Source organism: Streptomyces sp. DH41 (assembly GCF_029813785.1).
Lineage (GTDB): Bacteria > Actinomycetota > Actinomycetes > Streptomycetales > Streptomycetaceae > Streptomyces.
This window is the reverse complement of the sequence record NZ_JARVKY010000004.1, coordinates 160,879-180,493: the sequence shown is the minus strand read 5'-3', so window position 1 is coordinate 180,493 and position 19,615 is coordinate 160,879. Positions and strand designations below refer to the sequence as shown.

Annotated in this window: 5 protein-coding genes; 4 read left to right on the top strand and 1 reads right to left on the bottom strand. The window is 72.4% G+C overall.

Annotated features, from left to right (window positions below):
• Positions 1-58 precede the first annotated feature (58 nt).
• Positions 59-6,694, top strand: coding sequence for a type I polyketide synthase (locus QC283_RS09445; RefSeq protein ID WP_279560939.1), 6,636 nt, complete (start codon positions 59-61; stop codon positions 6,692-6,694).
• A gap of 97 nt (positions 6,695-6,791) precedes the next feature.
• Here the strand turns inward: QC283_RS09445 and QC283_RS09440 are convergent, their stop codons facing one another.
• Positions 6,792-9,842 carry a glycosyl hydrolase gene (locus QC283_RS09440; protein ID WP_279560938.1) on the bottom strand — a complete coding sequence of 1,017 codons (3,051 nt, stop codon included), beginning with the start codon at positions 9,840-9,842 and terminating at the stop codon, positions 6,792-6,794.
• A 357-nt stretch (positions 9,843-10,199) separates the two neighbouring features.
• Here QC283_RS09440 and QC283_RS09435 point away from each other — a divergent pair, with 357 nt between their 5' ends.
• The 3 genes from QC283_RS09435 (at position 10,200) to QC283_RS09425 (ending at position 19,565) form a co-directional block, all read left to right on the top strand.
• Complete coding sequence (locus tag QC283_RS09435; protein ID WP_279560937.1) at positions 10,200-12,734, top strand: glycoside hydrolase family 127 protein; 2,535 nt, start codon at positions 10,200-10,202, stop codon at positions 12,732-12,734.
• Positions 12,735-12,833: 99 nt separating this feature from the next.
• The gene (locus QC283_RS09430) at positions 12,834-16,244 is read left to right on the top strand and encodes a glycosylhydrolase-like jelly roll fold domain-containing protein (RefSeq protein ID WP_279560936.1); all 3,411 of its coding nucleotides are present in this window, start codon (positions 12,834-12,836) and stop codon (positions 16,242-16,244) included.
• Positions 16,245-16,298: 54 nt separating this feature from the next.
• Entirely contained in the window at positions 16,299-19,565 is a 3,267-nt protein-coding gene (locus QC283_RS09425) for a family 78 glycoside hydrolase catalytic domain (RefSeq protein WP_279560935.1), read from the top strand.
• The last annotated feature ends 50 nt before the right edge of the window (positions 19,566-19,615 follow it).

Genomic DNA, 19,615 nt, shown 5'->3' with positions numbered 1-19,615 from the left:
CCGGCGTGCCCCGCGCCCCCGTTCATCCGTACGCCCGCGACTCGTGGAGTGAAGCAGCATGGGATTCGAACCGATCGCCGTCGTCGGACGAGGCTGTGTGCTGCCCGGCGCGCTGGACCCGGACACGTTCTGGGACAACATCGCCGCACGCCGTCGCAGCCTGTCGGCGGTCCCCGAGGAGCGGTGGCGGCTGCCGCACCGCTGGGCCATGGGGACCGTCGACGACCACCGCGACCGCACCTGGACCGACATCGGAGGCTACGTCCGGGGCTTCGAGCCGGTCTTCGACCCGACAGGCTTCCTCGTCGCCCCGGAACGGATCCTGACACTGGACCCGCTCTTCCACTGGGTACTGCACGGTGCCCGGCAGGCCCTGGCGGAGTCCGGACACCAGGGGCCACGGGAGAGGACCGGCCTCGTACTGGGAAACCTCGCCTACCCCACGGGCGCCGGGTCGGCCTACGCGGAACACGTCTGGCTGTCCGAGCAGGAACCGCACGTGCGGGACGCCCTGCTGACCGGCACCCGCCGCGTCCGACCCGACGCGCGCAACCGCTTCTCCTCCGGACTGCCCGCCCACCTCGCGGCGAAGGCCCTCGGACTCGGCGCGGGCGCCTTCGCGCTCGACGCCGCCTGCGCCTCCTCGCTGTACGCGATCAAGCTCGCCTGCGACCGCCTGCACGACGGCACGGCCGACCTGATGCTGGCCGGCGCGGTGAACCGGGTCGACAACCTGTTCCTGCACGTGGGGTTCTGCGACCTGTCGGCGGTGAGCAGGTCCGGTCGCAGCCGTCCTTTCCACCGGGACGCCGACGGTCTGCTGCACGGCGAGGGCGCCGGATTCGTGGCCCTGATGCGGCTGCCCGACGCGCTGGCGGCCGACGCGCCCGTCCTCGGAGTGATCCGGGGCGTCGGGCTGTCCAACGACGGACGCGGCAGCGGCCTGCTCAGCCCGGCCCAGGAGGGCCAGGAACGGGCGATGGCCCTGGCGTACTCCACGGCGGGCATCGCACCCGAGACGGTCTCGCTCGTCGAGTGCCACGCCACGGGCACCCCGCTCGGCGACGCCGTGGAGGCCCGGAGCATGGCGCGGACCTTCGCGAAGGGACACGACGTCCCCATCGGCTCCGTGAAGTCCAACGTCGGCCACCTGCTGGCATCGGCGGGCGTGAGTGGGCTGCTCAAAGTGCTCGGGGCGATGCGCGCGGGCATCCGTCCGGCGACACTCGGAGCCGACCGTCCCCTCGACGCTCTGGAGGGCACACCGCTGCGCGTGCTGAGTGAGCCGGAGCCGTGGCCGGGGACCCGCAGGGCCGCGGTCAGCGCCTTCGGTTTCGGCGGCACCAACGCCCATCTGGTCGTCGACGCCTGGGAGGGGGACAGGGCGGCGTCCCGCGCGGGCGGCGCCCCCGGCCCGTTCCGAGCGGTGCGGGACGTCACCGATCCGGGTCCCGGCGTCAGGGGTCCCGCCGCCCAGGGGCCCGATGTCCCGGGTTCCGCCGCGCCGGACCCGGCCGTCCCGGGGGCCGCAGCCCCGAATCTCGCCGTCCCGGCGGATTCCGCGATCGCGATCGTGGCCGTCGGCGCGCGAGTCGGCGACGGGGCCGGCACCGAGGACTTCCGTCGCGCCGTCCTCGACGGTGAGCGGTGCGGTCCCACCACGAAGATCGACGTCGCACTGCCGGACCTGTGCTTTCCGCCCGTGTCGCTGGAAAGCACCTCGCCCCCTCAGCTTCTGGTGCTGGAAGCCGCCCGCGAGGCCGTGCGGGGGGTGTCGCTGCCCCGTCAGCGGACCATGGTGCTCGTCGGAGCGGGAGTGAACCCCGAAGCGGCACGCGTCGGCGCGCGCTGCAGACTGCCGCACTGGGCGGAGCTGTCCGGGTTCGACGTCGGCCCCGGCCTCCTCGCGCGCGCCCAGGACGCGTTCGTGTCCTCCACGGGAGCGGAGCCGGTGGTCGGCGCCCTCCCCAACCTTGTGGCCAACCGGATCAACACCCAACTCGACCTGGCGGGGCCCGGCTTCGCGGTGTCGGCGGAGGAGGCGTCCGGCCTGGTGGCGCTGCGCCTCGCGGCTCGGGCCATCAGGGCAGGCGAGGCCGATGCCGCGCTGGTCGGCGCCACCGATCTCTCCTGCGGCTCGGTGCACCGCACCGCCCTGGGCGAACTCGGCCACGCGACCGAGACCGGGGACGCGGCCGTCGTCCTGGTGCTGAAACCGCTCGCCGCCGCCCGCAGGGACGGCGACACCGTCCTCGCCCTCCTCGACCAGGAGAGCGAGGGCGAGGGAGCGGACCAGGGCGAGGGAGCGGGCGAGGGCGAGCCGGATCTGCTGGTCGGGGACGGCGAGGCGGCCACGTTCGATCCGGCGTCGGTCTTCGGCCGGGTCCACGCCGCCCAGGGACTGCTGTCCGTCGCGGTCGCCGCGACCGCCCTGCTGCATCGCGCTGTGCCCAGGCCGGGGGCCCCCGCCGAGCCGCGCGCCGACCTGCGCACCGCTCAGGCGGTCGTCACGCCACTGGAGGCCCCCACCACGCGCGTCCGGCTGCGTGCGGGCGACGTCCGGGCGCGGGTCCGGGAAACCGTGCCGCGGCTGCACGTGTTCTCCGGTGGCGACCGCCAGGAGGTGCTGGCCGCGCTGGGCCGGGGGGCGGAGTCCCGGGACGGTCCCGCCCGCCTGGCTCTCGTCGTCGAAGGCGACGCCGACTTCGACACGTGCGTGGAGGGCGCCCGGCGCTGGCTCGCCGAAGGAGGGATCAAACCCGGCGGTGTGCGCTACCGGGACGCGCCGGTGGCCGGGGAAACCGGGTTCGTGTACACCAACGGATCGGCCGCCTACCCGGGCATGGGACAAGAGCTGATGCTCGCCCTGCCCTCACTCGGTGAGGCCCTCCTGGCCAGGCACGGCGCCGTCGCCGAACCCGTGGACCCCGGCGGCACCGGGCCGACGACGCTCGACCGCATCAGCGGTGCCGCCCGGCTCGCCACGGTCCACACCGAGCTGTGCCGCGGGCTGCTCGGCCTGCGACCGGACGCCGCCATCGGCTACTCCTCCGGCGAGACCGCCGCCCTGGTGGCCCTGGGGGCCTGGCCGGACGCCGAGGGCCTGTACGCGGCCGCCCGGGAGAGTGGCCTGTTCACCGGGGAACTGACCGGGGAACTCCGCGCGGTACGACGGGCGTGGGAACGCGTCGGTGTGCGAGGGACCCGGTGGTCCAGCTACCTGGTCACCGCGCCCCTCGAACAGGTCAGGCACGAGATCGCGGAACACCGAGCCGTTCACCTGATGGCGGTCAACGCACCCGGCATCTGTGTCGTCGGCGGGGAGTCACGGGCCTGCGCGGCTGTCGTGGACCGACTCGGTGCCGGCAACGCCATCCTGATCGACTACGACGTGGCCGCCCACGCGCCGGAGCTGGCCGAGGTCCGCGAGGAGTGGAGGAACCTCCACCTGCGGCCCACCGCCGAGGTGCCCGGCGTACGGTTCTACAGCGAGGCCGACCGGCAGGCCTACCTCCCGACGGCCGAGCGGGCCGCCGAGGCGATCACCGCCCAGGGCCTCGGCACGATCGATTTCGCCGGCACGGTGGAACAGGCCTGGGCCGACGGGGTCCGGATCTTCGTGGAGCAGGGGCCGGGCGGGCTCTGCACCGGATGGATCAAACGGGTCCTCGGCGCCCGGGAGCATGTGGCCGTCGCCCTGGACGCCCCGCCCGGCAGGGGCCTGCGACAGCTGTACCTGGCCGTGGCCGAACTCGTGGCAGCCGGTGTGCCCGTGCGGGCCGACGCGCTGTCCGACGCACTGCGGAGCACTCCGGAGGCGGACGCGCGGACCGGCCCGACCCTGGAGGTACGAGTACCGGGGGAGCCCCGGCTGCCGTCGTCGATCGGCCTGGCAGTGCAGACCCTGCCCGTGGCGCCCCGGCTGGCTCCCGTACCCGTGCCGGACCCCGGCCAGTACGTCCCGGCGGCCGCACCCGGCGTGCCTGCCGCACCCGGCGTGCCCACCGCACCCGGCGCGCCCGGCGGGCCGGGCGCCGTCCCGGTGGACCGTCGCGCCCTGGCCGCCCGGCACGCCCTGCGCGCGACGGCGGTCCACCGGGACGTCATGGCCGGACAGACACGGCTGCACACACAGTTCCTGCGGATCACCGAGCAGACCGTCGCCGCCCTCGGACACGCCCCACCAGTGGCAGCCGCGCCCCTCCCATCGCCACCGCCACCGGCGGCGCCCCGGCCCGGGCCCAGCTTCGATCGGGCCCAGTTGGAACAGCTCGCGTCGGGCCGGATCTCCGCCCTCTTCGGGCCCGAGTTCGCCGCACAGGACGCCTACGCGGTGCAGACCCGGATGCCCGAACCGCCGATGCTGCTGACCGACCGCGTCACCGGCATCGACGCCGAACCGGGGGCACTGCTCGCACCCGGCCCGGCGAACCACAAGGGCACCATCTGGACGGAGACCGACGTCCGTCTCGACAGCTGGTACCTCGACCCCACCGGCCGGATGCCCTGCAGCCTGATGGTCGAGGGCGGTCAGGCGGACCTCCTGCTCATCAGCTGGCTGGGCATCGACCTGCTGACCCGGGGCGAGCGGGCCTACCGGCTGCTGGGCTGCGAACTGACGTACCACGGAAGCCCTCCGCGCGCGGGGGAGACACTGTCGTACGAGATTCACATCGACGGACACGCCGAGCACGACGGCGTCCGGCTGTTCTTCTTCCACTACGACTGCCATGTCGACGGCCGGCTCCGGCTCAGCGTCCGCAAGGGCCAGGCGGGGTTCTTCACCCAGGAGGAACTCCGTCGCGGCACCGGAGTACAGCGGGACCCCGCCGAGAGCCCACCCGGCGACGACCTCCCCACCGACCCGCCTGCCGTCCGCTGCGAGTACGGCGCCTTCACCGCGGACCAGGTGCGGGCCTTCTCACAAGGGCGGCCCGCGGACTGCTTCGGACCCGGGTGGGAGCGGGCCGCGGCCCATGTGAGGTCACCGCGCACCGACGGGGGCCGGCTTTGGCTGCTGCACGAGGTCACCGCCTTCGATCCGACGGGCGGGCCCTGGGGCCGAGGCTACCTGCGCGCCGAGACCCCCGTCGCGCGGGACGACTGGTTCTTCGACGGGCACTTCAAGAACGACCCCTGTATGCCAGGGACCCTGATGCTCCAGGGTTGCGTGCAGGCGATGGCCTTCTACCTGGCCGCCATGGGTTTCACCCTCGACCGGGACGGCTGGCGCTTCGAGCCGGTCGACGGCGTTCCCGGCACGGCCGAGTGCCGGGGCCAGGTCACGCCGAACAGCCGACGCATCGTGTACGAGGTGTTCGTGCGCGGGGTGTCGGCCGGACCGGTGCCGACCCTGTACGCCGACGTGCTGGGCACCGTCGACGGGTGCAGGGCCTTCCGCGGTCGGCAGGTCGGGCTCCGGCTGGTGCCGGACTGGCCACTGACCCACTGGCGCGAGCTCGGCCCGCCGGCCAGGCAGACCAGCGGCACCCCGGTACCGGTCGCCTCGCTCGGCGGCCTGGTGGGGCACCGCGAGCCCACGGCGGTGGCAGTGGTGGACGGCTTCGCCTTCGACTACGCCTCGCTGCTGGCGTGCGCGTGGGGCAGGCCCAGTGAGGCGTTCGGCCCGGCCTACGAGCGCTTCGACGGCATTCGAAGGGCCGCACGACTGCCCGGACCTCCCTACCACTTCATGAGTCGCGTCGTCGCGGTCGAAGGGCCGCTGAACGGGATGCGCGAGGGCAGCGGCGTGACAGCCGAGTACGACGTCCCCGACCGTGCCTGGTTCTTCGAACAGAACGACGGCGGGACGATGCCCTTCGCCGTCCTCATGGAGATCGCCCTGCAACCGTGCGGCTGGCTGGCCACCTACGTGGGCAGCGCCCGGGCCAGCCAGGTCGATCTGCGGTTCCGCAACCTCGACGGCCGCGGAACCGTCACCGGTGAGGTCACCCCCGCCACGAGGACCGTGCGCACCCACGCCGAGCTGACCAGTGTCTCGCGCGGCGGCGACATGCTCATCGAGTCGTTCACGGTCCGGTGCGTGGCCGACGGCGAGTGCGTCTTCGAGTTGTCGACGGTGTTCGGGTTCTTCCCGCACACGGCCTTCGAGCAACAGGCGGGACTCCCGGTCCAGGCGGACGAGCGGGCCAGGCTCACCGCACCGTGCGACCACACGGTCGATCTCACGACACGTCCCGGACCCTTCTTCGACGGACCGGCGCGGCTGCCGGGCCCCATGCTGCTGATGCTCGACAGGATCACGGCCTACTGGCCGGACGCGGGCGACGCGGGTCTCGGCCGGTTGCGGGCGGAGAAGGACGTGGACCCCGGGGAGTGGTTCTTCAAGGCGCACTTCTTCCAGGATCCGGTGCAGCCGGGGTCCCTCGGCATCGAGGCGATGTGCCGCCTGCTCCAGTACTACATGATCGAACGAGGCCTGACGGACGGCATCCCGTCTCCCCGGTTCGAGCCGGTGATGCTCGGTCGGGAGGTCACGTGGAAGTACCGGGGCCAGATCACCCCGGAGACCCGGCTGATCAGGGTGGACATGGAGATCCTGGACGTCGGTGAGGACGCGCGAGGCCGATGGGCCACCGCCGACGTGACGCTGTGGAGCGACGACACCTGCGTGTACCGCGTGCAGGGGCTCGGTATGCGGGTGGTACGGACGCAGGCCGCCCGGAGCCGGTGACGGAGCCGGCCGGCACGGGACCCGAGGCACGGGGACGGCCGCGGAGCGCGTCGCGAAGGGGCGCTCCCACCGGCCCCGCGCCCGGAGGGCGGCCGGGTCAGCCGTCGGCGGCGGTCCGGCCGTACGGAACGAGTCGCACCGGGCCCACGAGCCCGTAGTCCTGCTTCTTGGCGACTCCGAACACCGGGGCGTTGGAGACGCGGAGACGGTTGAGGAGTGAGGTGGCGACCTCCACCTCGATGCTGTTGGTGCCGCGGCGCAGGTGGGGGCCGACGTCGACGACGGTCGTGAGCTGGTCCGCGGGCGGCAGGGTGCGTCCGTTGACCGTGACCCGGTAGGTGTCGTAGACCTCGCCCAGTTCCAGCAGGGCACCGTGACCGCCGGTCCAGGCGGCGCCCAGCTTCACCGTGGTGCGGTACCTGCCCACGCCCGAGGCATCGGTCAGCTCCGGGATCTCGGGCCAGGGCCTGAGCCCGTCGAGCTCGACGACGCGCCGGGTTTTGGTGGTGCTCGACGCGTCGGCGCCCGGCGTCCAGTCCTCGGCGGTCAGCGTCCAGCGGGTGAGCGGCATCGGCTCGGGAACCTTCTCGATGGTGCCGCTGACGGAGGTGCCGTCGTGGAGGTGGGTGGTGTAGGTGCCCGGCCGCGTGTCCCGGATCTCCAGCCGGCCGCTCTTGGCGAGACGGACCTCGGACGCCTGGCTGGATGTCGCGTGCCGACGGGGCGCGGGGCCGGGTATCCACGTGCCGGGACGTGCCGTCGCGATGATCGTCGTGGCTCCCGGCCGCAGAGCGACGCGGAGCCGGATACGTCCGTCGGCGAGCCGCGTGTAGGTGGCGAGCGGTTCGATCGTTCCGGTCCAGGCGTCCAGCACGTAGGGGACGACGTCCGGCCGGCGGGTGGTGAGCGTGACGTCGTGGCTGATCGGGGTGCCGGTCGAGCCCTTCTTGCTGACGGAGTCGTTGGCGAAGAAGTAGTAGTCGGCCTCCGTGTCGGCCCGGTGGGCGTGCAGGAGCATCGACGACTGCGCGTACTCGACGTCGCGCCTCAGGCCCAGCGCGGCGATGGCCCGCGGTACGTCGGGACGGTCCGGGACGTTGAACACGCTGGGCCGCGCCAGCAGTTCGGAGATCAGCCGCAGCAGGCGCTCGTTCTCGCCCGACTTCGGCAGACCGGGCACGTGCCCGTCCTTCCAGTCGCCGATCACGATGATCGGCAGGCCCTTCTCGGCGTAGCCGACGAGCTTCTCGGCGACGTCGAGTTGCAGTGTGTGCTCCCGGCCGATCATGACGTCGCCGTCGATGAGGAGCGCCTTGTACGCCGGGCCGTCCGGTGCGAACCGGCCGTCGCGCACGACGGCGCCGGGCAGGGAGAGCAGACGCGGGCTGAGGAAGAGGTGCGTCCAGCCGACCGGTACGCCGTCGCCGCTGAACCAGGAGGCACCGAGCCCGGAACCGGCGTAGCCCTTCTGCCACAGCACGCCGATGTCGACCTTGTTGACTCCGGTCCGCAGCACCTGCTGCGTGCGGCTCAGGTACCCGGCGATGTCGGCGGTGTGGCCCCACGTCGGCTGGCGGGGACCCCAGGCCTCGCCGTAGCCGGCCCCGCCGTTGTACGGCGAGAAGGCGGCGAACCCGGGCCACGCCGCACCCGGGGCGTCGGCGTACGCGAAGCCGTGGAAGACGGCCTGGTTGACGCCGGCGGCGTACTGGGTGACGAGCTTTCTGAGCGTGGCGTCCCAGGTGGTCGCGTAGGCGCCGCCGGCGGTCCCGCCCGCCTCGTTGGACAGCACCAGCTTGCCGCCCATGTCCCGGCCGCCGGCCAGACAGCGGAAGTCGTCGAGGTTCTTGAAGCCGAGCGACTCACCCTCGGACACGTCCAGCAGCGCGGCCTTGTACATCGCGTCGGTCTGCAGACCGTACGGCTGGATGCGCAGTTGGAGGCCGAGGCCGTTCGCCCACTTCTGCACCGGAAGCAGGTGGTTCTCGACGTACAACTCGGTGACCACCTCCATGTAGTCACGGCGGACGGCCTTGTTGGTGGCGGCGTCGAAGGAGAAGGCGTACTTCTCCTTCGTCTGGAGGAGCGCGGGCAGGTACGGCATGAGCGAGTAGCCCATCCGGCGCTCGAACTCGGCGGGCGCGGCCGGCGTCCACAGCGTCGCGTGCGTCTCCATCTCGATGGAGTCCTCGTAGAGCGCGCCTCCGGTCTCGCGCAGCAGCTTGCGCATGCGCGGGGTGAGGATGCGGCTCTCCCAGAAGTCGATCACGGCCCGGGTGCCGGCCTCGCTGAAGTGGTCGACGACATAGCTGAGCGGGCTGGTGTGCGCGGGGCCCTCGGGGCGCTGTCCGGAGCCGCGTTCGTAGCAGGCGATGACGAGCCAGGTGCCGTCGTCCGGCGCGGTCCACTCGAGCCGGCCCACCGAGACGCGGGAGGTGAGATCGGTTACCGAGTCCTTCTCCAGCTGGGCGGGGAAAGCGGTGGGCGAGGTCCCGGCGACGACGCGGGCGGCCTGTACGGACCGCGTCCTGCGGGCGGTCACCCCGGAACCGGGGGCGGTCACGGGCTCGGGGAGCGGCCCGGTGAACGCCGTTCCGCCGGGAAGGACGGCGACCCCGTGGGCCAGCTCCTTGATCGCGGCCCTGCTGTCGGGCGTGATGCCGGGAACGGCGGCCGGCCAGGCGGGACCGATGGTGAGGTCCACGACGATGTCGCGCCTTCTGGCCTGACGCAGGGCCGTCTCGACGGCGGCGACCCAGGCCGGCGTGCCCCATCCGTGCCGGGACGGGTCGATCGGCTCGGAGACGCTGTGGGTGACGGCCGCGATCTCCACGCCTCCGAATCCGGCGGCCGCGATCTGGTCGATCTCCCGCTTGATCTCTTCCGGGTCGACGAGAGCGTCCGGCCACCACCAACGGAACTTGGGGCGTACCCGCGCCGCGGGGGCGGCGAACGAACGGGCGAAGGCACCGCCGGGCTTCGCGGCGGTGGCGCCGGTGGCCGTCGGCGTTCCCGCCGCCGCGGCGACCGAGGCCGTGGCCGTCGACAGCGCCGCCGCGGCACCCGCCGCCGCGGTCATCTTGAGCAGAGCTCGCCGCCGCAGACTGCTGTGCTCGGAGGTGTCTTCCTGCTCAGGTGTAGGTCTCATCGCACCTCGTTTGAACGTTTTAATGGCCAGCCTGGAACATACGCAGCCAACGGTGCGCTCGCAAGGCTTCGGTGGAGGCGGATCGTCCGATCGCGCGACGAGGGCTCAGAGGCGGGCTGTTACCAGCAAGTGCCCTGCGAATTCCGTTGTGCGAAGCGGGCTTGTGGGCTCGGTGCGTGCTGTCGGAACCCTTGACGCGCATGAAGGCTCCGCTTACTTTTCCGTCGGCTGACAAAAACGTTTCAACGCATATCGCGGAGACGGCTGCTCTGAAGGGGCGTCACGTCCGTCCCGTCGCTCCGTGCACGCGTCGGCCCGTCACCGAGTCACTCTTCCCTTCCCGAAGGAGCCCGGCTCTTGTCCGCGCGACCCCATGCGTCCAGCCCCACCCGTCGCCACGTCCTGTCCGTCACCGCCGCGAAGGCGGATCCGCCCGTCCACACCGGTTCCGGGCCCGACACGGGCGTCGCGCCTCCGGTGCTGCGGCCCTTTCCGCTCTCCGCCGTGCGGCTCCTGGAGAGCCCGTTCCTCGCCAACATGCGGCGTACCCGCTCCTACCTGTCGTTCGTCGACACCGAGCGGCTTGTGCACACCTTCCGTCTCAACGTCGGCCTGCCGTCGACCGCGGAGCCGTGCGGCGGCTGGGAGGCCCCGGACGTACTGCTGCGCGGTCACAGCACCGGACACCTGCTGTCCGCACTCGCCCAGGCCCACGCCAACACGGGGGACGACGCCCACGCCCGCAAAGCGCGTCACCTGGTGGCGGCGCTCGCCGAGTGCCAGGACCACGCGCCGGCCGCCGGATACGGCGAGGGCTACCTCTCCGCGTTCCCGGAGGACGTCTTCGACCAGCTCGAAGCCGGGGGCCGGCCCTGGGCGCCGTACTACACGCTGCACAAGATCATGGCCGGGCTCCTCGACCAGTATCAGCTCAGCGGCAACGAACAGGCCCTGACCGTGCTGGCGGCCATGGCGGCCTGGGTGGACGCGCGCACGGCGCCCCTCGCCCCCGACCGGATGCAGACCCTGCTGAGGGTCGAGTTCGGTGGGATGAACGAGGTACTGACGAACCTGTACCTCGCGACCGGCGATCCCGCACATCTGCGCACCGCGCGGCGCTTCGACCACGAGGAGCTCTACGCACCGCTGGCCGCGGGCCGTGACGAACTCGCGGGGCGGCACGCCAACACCGAGATCCCCAAGATCGTGGGCGCGGTGCGCAGTTACCAGGCGACGGGGGAGCGGCGCTACCTGGACATCGCGACCCACTTCTGGGAGACGGTGGTCCGGCATCACTCGTACGCCATCGGCGGCAACTCCAACCAGGAGTTCTTCGGACCGCCCGGTGAGATCGTCAGCAGACTGTCCGAGGACACCTGCGAGAACTGCAACAGCTACAACATGCTCAAGCTCGGCCGGCAGCTCTTCCTGCACGACCCCGGCACCGCCGCGTACATGGACCACTACGAGTGGACGCTCTACAACCAGATGCTCGGCGAGCAGGATCCCGACTCCGAGCACGGCTTCGTCACCTACTACACGGGCCTGTGGGCCGGTTCCCGGCGGCAGCCCAAGGGCGGACTCGGCGCCGCGCCGGGCAGCTACAGCAGCGACTACGACAACTTCTCCTGCGATCACGGCACCGGCATGGAGACGCACACCAAGTTCGCCGACAGCATCTACTTCCGCTCCGCCGCGGCGGACGCCGATGCACTGTATGTGAACCTGTTCATCCCCTCCGAAGTCACGTGGGAGGAGCGGGGGGTGACGCTCCGCCAGGAGACAGGTCATCCCGAGACCGACCGCACCGAACTCACCGTCACCGCGGGCGACGCGCGCTTCGCCCTGAGGATCCGCGTCCCCGCCTGGCTCGCCGCCAGTGGTCACCGCGCCACCGTCCGGCTCAACGGCCGGCCGACCGGTGCCCCCGCCCGACCGGGCGGATACCTCACGATCAGACGCCACTGGCGACGCGGCGACACGGTGGAACTGACCTTCCCCAGGGAGCCGGTCTGGCAGCCGGCCCCGGACAACCCGCAGGTCCGGTCACTCTCCTACGGTCCCGTCGTGCTGGCCGGAGCCTACGGAGACACCGAACTCGCGACCATCCCCGGCATCCGGCCGAAGTCCCTGCGGCCGGTGGCGGGCGTCCCGCTGGAGTTCACCGCGGTGGCCGACGACCGTGAGATACCGCTGCGGCCCTTCTACAAGATCCATCACCAGAACTACAACGTCTACTGGGCCGTCACCCCCCGCCCGAGCCGCGAACGCGACATCGCCCGCTACCCGCTCGACGAGGGCGAGGGCACCACCGCGGCCGACACCACCGGAAGCTTCCCCCGTGCCCAACTGGCCGCGGGCGCCACCTGGACCAAGGACAGCAACCGGTCCGCGGTACTCCTGGACGGTGTGGACGGCCACGTCGCGCTCCCCGAGGGGCTTCCCGGCGGACTGTCCGAGCTGACCGTCAGTGTCCGCGTCCGCGTCGACTCGCTCGCCGACTCGGCCCGAGTCTTCGACCTCGGATACCACAAGAGCACCTATCTGTACCTCACTGCCCGCACCGGATCCGGCAGGGCACGCGCCGCGCTGAAGATCTCCGGTATGGAGGGCGAGGACGTGATCGACGCCGCCGGGCCCCTGCCGCAGGGCAGGTGGATCCACGTCGCCGTCACCCTGGAGGGCGGCACCGGGGTGCTGTACGTCGACGGAGCCGAAGCCGGCCGCAACGCCGCCATGGCCGCCAGTCCGCTGCTGCTCGGCGCCAGCACACGCAACTACCTGGGCCGGTCCCAGAACTCCACGCACCCCTACCTCCACGGCGCGGTCGCCGACTTCCGCCTGCGCAACCGCGCCCTGTCGGCCGCCGAGGTGGCCGAAGCCGCCGGCTGACGGTGCCCGGACCGCGCGCCGCCGACCACACACCTGCCCGCGCCGGCCGCACGGCCCGGGCACACCCCCGACGACCCACCCTGAACAAGGGAGTTCCCGTTGTCCGAGTCCGACCTGACCAGACGCCGATTCGTCGCCGCCGCCGGCGCGACCGGTGCCGTATTCGCCGTCGGCCTGCCCGGCACCGGCGTGGCCACCGCACACGCCGCGGAGCCGACGGCCGCCGACGCCGCCCGGAAGGCCGGCTTCACCCCCAAGCACTTCGCCGACCCGCGCCGCGACAGCCGGCCGACGGTGTACTGGTACTGGAACGGCACCGTCACCCCCGAGCTGGTCGACACCCAGATGGCCGACCTGCGCTCCAAGGGCATGTACGAGGTCATCGTCTTCCCCTTCGACAACGCCGAGATGCGGCCGGTGTTCTTCAGCGAGGAGTGGTTCGGCATCGTCGGCCACGTCCTGGAGGTCGCCGAGCGGACCGGCATGCGGGTGTGGCTGTTCAACGACGACCACTTCCCGAGCGGACGCGCCGGTGAGTACATCGTCGAGGGCGGCACCGTCGGGTCCCGCACCTACGCACCCCGGCCCGACCTGCGGCTCAAGGCGCTGTGGCGATCCACCACCGTCGTCGAGGGGCCCGCGACCGCCGATCTCGCCGTCACCACCGGCGTGGGCGTCGACACCGGCCGTCTGGTGGCCGACGCCGACGTCCTCGGCGGCGCTGCCGCACTGAGCCAGGGCGCGAGGTGGGCCGATTACACCGTCACCGGCAGCGCCAAGGCCGACCACGGCGCGGCCGGGCTGGTCGTCCGGGCCTCGGCCTCCGGGACCGACGGCTACGCCGTGGAGTTCGACCAGACCGGCGTCGTCACGGTCCTGCGCCTCACCGACGGCGCCGCACCGACGGAACTCGCCCGCAGCAGCCGCACCGACGGATTCAACCGGACGAAGTTCCACACACTCGTCGTCACCGTCCGCGGCGACACCATCGGGGTCACCCTCGACGACAAGGACAAGGGCACCGTCACCGACGGACACCACGCCACCGGCAGCGTCGGCGTGAGCGCCGTCGACGGGCAGCGAGCCCTGTGGGAGACGCTGACCGTCACCGCCGCCGACGGCACCACACTGTACGAGCAGACCTTCGACGACCCCTCCGCCGCCGGCGACTTCCCGGCCCGCCCGCGCCCCGGGGGAACCTCCGCGCCCGTCGCCGCGGTCGCCCGTCCCGTCGGCGCCACCGGCACGGACCGGATCGTGGAGCTGACCGAGGAACTCCAGGCCGGACGGCACTGGAACGTCCCCGCCGGACGCTGGCAGATCGACGTCTTCGGCGGCAGCCCCCTGACCGACGACAGCCAGGGCTACAGCCGCGGCTACGTCGACCTCCTCGACGACGAACCCGTCGACCTGTTCCTCGACATGGTCCCGGGGGAGTACCACCGCCGCTTCGGCCGCTACTTCGGCAACGTCGTACCGGGGTTCTGGGACGACGAACCGTACTTCGCCTCCGCCGAGGCGCACTTCAAGCGGTTCCCGTGGTCACCGGCACTGCAGGACGCGCTGCGCGCCGTCGGCGTCGAACCCGGCACCGCGTACGCCTCGGCCTTCGACGACCTCGGCCGCGAGGGCCGCATCGCGCGCGGGCGGTACTGGCAGGCGGTCTCCGACCGTTTCGCCGTGTACTTCGAGAAGCAGTCCCGCTGGTACGAGAAGCGGGACGTCGCCCTCGTCACCAACCCCCTGTACGACGAGACCGCGCCGTCCAAGCGCATCGCCTCCACCGGCGACCTGCACAAGGTCCACCAGTGGGCGCAGGTCCCCGGCGGAGACATCATCACCGCCGAGTACGTGGCCGGCGAACCCACGATGATCCCGCGCAACCCGGTCAGCGTCGCCCACCAGATGGGCCGCGAACGCGCCCTGCTGGAGGCCTTCGGCAACATGGGCTGGCAGGTCGCACCCGACTTCGCCCGCGCTCTCGTGGGCGCCAACGCCGCCCGTGGCGTCAACCTCACGGTGCTGCACGCGCTGTGGACCGACGAGACCCGGGTGTTCTTCCCGCCGCCGTTCGGCCCGCGCGCCCCCTGGTGGTGGGCCATGGAACCGCTCGCCGACTGGATCGGCCGCGTCATGGAGGTCGCACGCGGCACCTCCGCCGCGCGGACCGCGCTCGTCCAGCCGCAGCGGGCGGCCGAACAGTGGCGCGGCACCGAGCGGCAGGGCGCCGTCGACGGCGCGCTGAGCGACACCGCGTACGCCCTGGAAAGCGCCCAGGTCGACTTCGACCTCGTCCACGAGGGCGCGCTGAGCGGCGATCGCGGACTGCTCGCCCACGCCGCCACCCGCGGCGGCCGGCTCACCGTCGGCGAGGCCCGCTACGACCTGGCCGTCCTGCCGCCGACCCCGACGCTGGACGCCGCCGCCGTGCAGACGCTCACGCGGTTCGTGCGCGGCGGCGGCACCGTCGTCGCCGTCGGCGAACTGCCCGGCGACGAGGCGAACGGCGGCGACCGCCGCCTGGAACGAGAGCTGTCCGCGCTGTTCGGCGAGAAGGTGCCCGGCAGCCGCCGCACCGGCGCCGGGACGGCCGTACGCGTCGCCGACGTGTCCGGGCTGCGGGCGGCCACGCACGCGGCCGGCGTCGCCGCCGCCGTCCTCGAACCGGCCGCCGACGCGGTCCGCGTCCTGCGCACCACCCGCGGCAAGGACATCGCCTTCCTCGTCAACAACGAGAGCGGACAGGCCGTCGAGACGGTCGCCGCACTGCCCGCCAAGGGCGTCCCGGAACTCTGGGACCCCGCCACCGGCATCGCGCGGCCCGCCCCCGTGTACCGCCGCGACCGAGGCAAGGACGGCCTCCGGGTGCCGCTGCGGCTGCGCCCCTACGAGACCCTCGCGATCGTCGTGCGCTCCGCCACCCGCCCCGGCGCGCACCTCACCGACGCGGAACTGCCCGTCGAGGACGTCACCCCGCGGAAGAACCGGCTGCTCGTCGCCGCCGTCGCCGACGCGCCCGGCCGCTACGCCCTCAAGGGCACCGACGACCGGCACTCCTACCGGGGCACCGCCGAGGTCACCGACCCCCTCCACCCCATCGGAGTGGACGGCGACTGGACACTGACCCTGGACCGCGACGGCGCCGAGCCCGTCACCCGGCCCCTGGGCAGCTGGACCGACCTCGACGCGGAGTTCTCCGGCAGCGGCACCTACACCACCACCGTCGACCTGGACCGGGACACCCTCGACGGCCGGGGCCTCCGCCTCGGCCTGGGCGTGGTCCGCGAAGTCGCCGCCGTGACCGTCAACGGCACCGAACTGCCGCCGCTGCTGTGGAGCCCGTACACCGCCGACGTCACCGACGTCCTGCGCGCCGGACGCAACACGATCTCCGTCCGCGTCTCCAACACCCTTTCCAACGAGCGCGGGAAGCCGCTGCCGTCGGGCCTGCTCGGCCCCGTGACCCTACGGCCGTACCGCCGCGTCACGGCCGTCCTGAACCGTGTCTGACCCGGCGGCGCCGTCCCAACCCTGCCCTCCTCCCGCACCCGCAAGGAGCACCACATGAGCCGAGCGCTCACCCGGCGCGCCCACCGGCGCCCCGCCCTCCTCGTCGCCTCCGGCCTCACCGCACTCGTCACCGTGCTGCCGACGGCCGTCAACGCCGACGCCGGGCCCCCCGCCCGCATCGCACCCGCCGAACTGCGCACCCAGCACCTCGCGCAGGCCCTCGGCATCGACGACACCACGCCGTACCTGAGCTGGAACATCACCAGCCGGGCGAGAGGCGTCGTGCAGTCCGCGTACCGCGTCCAGGCGGCCAGCTCCCCGAGCAGACTCAAGCAGGGCAGGCCCGACCTGTGGGACTCGGGCAAGGTGCGCTCCGGCGTCCCGCGGACCACCTACGCCGGCAAGGAACTCGGCTCCCGCGACCGCGTGTACTGGCGCGTCATGCTCTGGTCGGGCGACAGCGGCCGGGACTCGGGCTGGAGCAAGCCCTCGGTGTTCGAGACGGGCCTGACCGAGCAGCGGGACTGGGACGCCGACTGGATCACGCACCCGGACTGGCGGCTCAGCGAGCGCACCATCGAGCCCGTCGTCGTCGACCTGCCGCGCACCACGGCCCGCTACGTCCGCCTCGACGTCACCAAGCTCGGACTGCCGCTCGCCGACGACTTCCCCGCCGAGTCCTGGCGCCTCCAGCTCGGCGAGATCGACGTACGCGACTCCGGTACCGGAACCACCGGCCTCGCCGAGGGCGCCACGGTGACGGCCTCGGAGACCGACACCGTGCGCAAGACCTGGGAGCCGGCCCTCGCCGTCGACGGCCTGCCCAACAGCGCCCTGCAGACCGCCGCCGGGTACTCCAGCGCGCCGCACACCGGCCCCGACGCCTCTAACGCGCCGGTCGTCCTCACCCTCGACCTGGGGTCCGCCAAGACCTTCGACCGGATCGCCCTCTACCCGCGCGCCGACGCCCTCAGCGACGACGGCCGGGTGCCGCACTTCCCCGTCGACTACACCGTCTCCACCGGCGACGCACCCGACGGCCCGTTCACCCGCGCGGCCGAGATCACCGGCCAGCGGCCGCCCACGCCGTACCTCCCCGCCGCACTGCCGCTGCTCACCAAGGACTTCGCCCTGCCGAAGAAGGTCCGCAGCGCCCGGCTGTACGTGTCCGGCCTCGGCATCTACGACGCGAGCGTCAACGGTGAGCCGGTCGGCGACGCCGTTCTCGAACCGGCCAACACCGACTACACCGAGCGCGTCCAGTACGCCACCTACGACGTGACCGACCGGCTGCGCTCCGGCCGCAACACCATCGGCATCGAACTGGGCAACGGCATGTCGAACGTCGTCAGCACCGCCGACCGCTACCGCAAGCTCTACGGGAACCTGAGCGACCCGAAGGTCGTCGCCCAGCTGGAGATCACGCTCGCCGACGGCACCGTACGCCGCGTCGGCAGCGGCGGCGACTGGCGCACCACCCTCGGCGCGACCACCTCCTCCAACTGGTACGGCGGGGAGGACTACGACGCACGCCGCGAGATCCGGAACTGGAACAAGCCCGGCCGGGACCGCGCCTCCTGGAAGGCGGCGGCAACCGTGTCCGGCCCCGGCACGGCCGACGACCCCGCCCTCCTCAGCGCCCGCGAGACCGAACCCGTCCGCGTCATCGAGACCCTCGAAGGCAACGAGGTCGACGAGGCGGCCGAAGGCAGCCGGATCTTCGACCTCGGCCGCAACATCGCCGGCTGGCCGGAGATCACCGTCACGGCCCCGGCCGGCACCGACATCCGCATCCTCCCCGCGGAGAGCCTGAAGGACGGCCACGCCTTCCAGTCCATCAGCAACGTCGGCGGACCGCTGTGGGACACCTACACCACCGGCGGCGACGGCACGGAGACCTGGCACCCCAAGTTCAGCTACCACGGCTTCCGTTACCTGGAACTCCAGGGCCTGCCCGAGAACGCGACCGTCACGGTGCGCGGGATGGTCCTGCACACCGACAACGCCTCCTCCGGCGACTTCACCAGCTCCGACAAGCTCATCAACGGCATCCACTCGATCATCCGCCGCTCGGTCGAGGGCAACATGATGAGCGTCCTCACCGACTGCCCGAGCCGCGAGAAGCTCGGCTGGCTGGAGCAGAACCAGCTCCTCTTCCCCGTCCTCACCGGCAACTACGACATGGAGGCGTACTTCCGCAAGCTCGTGCGCGACATGTCCGACGCCCAGACCGAGGACGGGCTGATCCCGAGCACCGTCCCCGAGTACACGAACCTGCCGGGCGGCTACCGCAACGACGCCAACTGGGGCGGCGCCTTCGTCCTCGTGCCCTGGCAGCTCTACACCACCTACGGCGACCGGGACACGCTCACGACGTACTACCCGCGGATGAAGCGGTACGTGACGTTCCTGGAACAGAAGGTCCAGGACGGCATCCTCGACTACGGCCTCGGTGACTGGTTCACCCCCGACCGGACCTTCCCGCGCGCCGTGGCCGGCACCTACGGCTACTGGCGGGTCGTCGACGCCCTGAGCCGCATCGCCGAGGTCCTCGGCGACGAGGAGGGCGCGGCGGCCTACCGTGCCAAGGCCGACGCGAGCGCCGAGGCCCTGACCGCCAAGTACTACGACCGGGAGACCGGAACCTTCGGCGGCGGCGGCCACGGCGCCGAGGCCCTCGCCCTGGACATGGGAGCCGTCCCGGACGGTGAACGCGAACGCCTTCTCGACCACTTCGTGAACAGCGTCGAGGAAGCCGACCACCACCTGGTCCTCGGCGAGATCTCGCTTCCGTCGGCCTTCCGCGTGCTCTCGGAGGCCGGCCGCGACGACGTCATCCACGAGATCGCCACGCAGACCACCAGCCCGAGCTACGGCTACCAGGTCCTGAACGGCAACACCACACTCGGCGAGTCCTGGGACGGCGGCCCCGGTCAGTCCCAGAACCACTTCATGCTCGGCGCCATCGACGCCTGGTTCACCGACCGGGTCGCCGGCATCGAACAGGCCCCCGGTTCCATCGGCTACCGCAAGCTGCTGATCGACCCGGCCGTCGTCGGCGACCTCACCTCCGCGTCGGGCTCCTACAAGACTCCGTACGGCACCGTGAGCACCGACTGGAAGCGCGACGGCGACCGCTACGAGCTGCGGCTGAGCGTGCCCGCCGGCAGCACGGCCGAGGTCCGCGTGCCGTTCACCGAGGGACGCGTCGCCGCCCCGGCCGGAGCGAAGCCGCTGCGCACCGGGAAGGGTGAGGCCGTCTACGAGGTCGGCTCGGGCGACTGGACGTTCACGTCGGTGTACAGCACCGCCACGTCCTGACCCGTCGGACGGCGGCGGCGTCCTGGCGACGCCACCGCCGTCCGGCGCTC